The sequence below is a fragment of the Psittacicella gerlachiana genome (genome assembly GCF_003585965.1).
GTDB lineage: Bacteria > Pseudomonadota > Gammaproteobacteria > Enterobacterales > Psittacicellaceae > Psittacicella > Psittacicella gerlachiana.
Map to the genome: position 1 here is coordinate 1 of NZ_NRJF01000106.1, position 1,008 is coordinate 1,008.

The following is a 1,008-nucleotide window of genomic DNA, read 5'->3' on the forward strand; positions in this document are numbered from 1 at the left end:
TTAGGAGGTTTATTTTATGAATTAATTCCTTTTAAACCACGATTAAAGTAATATTGAGCAGACCCTACTAACACAGAATCTTGACCATGGGCTGCACGATGTAGACGTGCATGATATTGATCAGGCATAGAGTTAACTAACTCTTGTACTTGATCAATAAAGTTAGTGTAATAAGAAACTGAACCTCCTAAGAAGAAGTCTTGGATATCATAACTTATTACAATATTAGCTACCATCTGAGCTATAGCTTCAGCTGCAGCTTTAACAATAGCATCACATCTTTGATCACCATTAGCTTGACCTTCAAAAACTTCTGCAGTTGTTAATGGTTTATCCCAGTCTTTAGTCGCAGCTGCAATTGCACGACCAGAAGCCATATCTTCTACCTTAGCGTAATCACCCCAAATTTGAGCTACTGGTGATGAAGTCTTAATTAACATATGTCCAATATGACCAGCACGGCAATCTTCACCTAAAAGAATATCATCATTTAAAATAAAGCCTCCGCCTACACCTGTAGAAACAGTCACAAAACACATATTAGACAATTGAGCCGTACAATACTCTGCATAAGTAGCTGCTTGAGCATCATTTAAAGCAACAACAGGTTTTCCACCTGAAATACGTTTAAATAAATCAATAAACTCTAAACCATCAAGCTCACCAATAGAGGTTTTAGTTAAACAAGTATAAATACCTTTATTTACAATACCAGCAGTACCTATAGCAATAGCATCATACTCTTTTGCATCGTAATGAGAAATAATATCAGTAAAGAACTCTTCAAAAATTGTAGGTGTGTGGTCGTTACGTGATTCAAACTGTAAACGTTTTTCAATATTCAAATTATTATCAATTATTGCGGTTGCAACTTTTGTTCCACCAATATCAATTGCTAATACTTTCATGATACATTCCTGTGATGATAAAAATAAAAATACTTGAGTTACGATAAAGTTATCTTTAACTAATCATAACCATCTATTACTAAACAACTCTTCTATAAAG

At 33.9% G+C, this 1,008-nt stretch carries 1 protein-coding gene; it reads right to left on the reverse strand.

Annotated elements, in window-relative coordinates; all coding sequences use genetic code 11:
• Positions 1 to 14: 14 nt before the first annotated feature.
• Positions 15 to 908, reverse strand: a complete 894-nt coding sequence (locus CKF59_RS04160) for an ROK family protein (RefSeq protein ID WP_119534717.1) — start codon at positions 906 to 908, stop codon at positions 15 to 17.
• Positions 909 to 1,008 lie beyond the last annotated feature (100 nt).

Coding starts and splice junctions, on each gene's coding strand:
- CKF59_RS04160 (WP_119534717.1), bottom strand. CDS start 908: ATGAAAGTATTAGCAATTGATATTGGTGGAACAAAAGTTGCAACCGCA.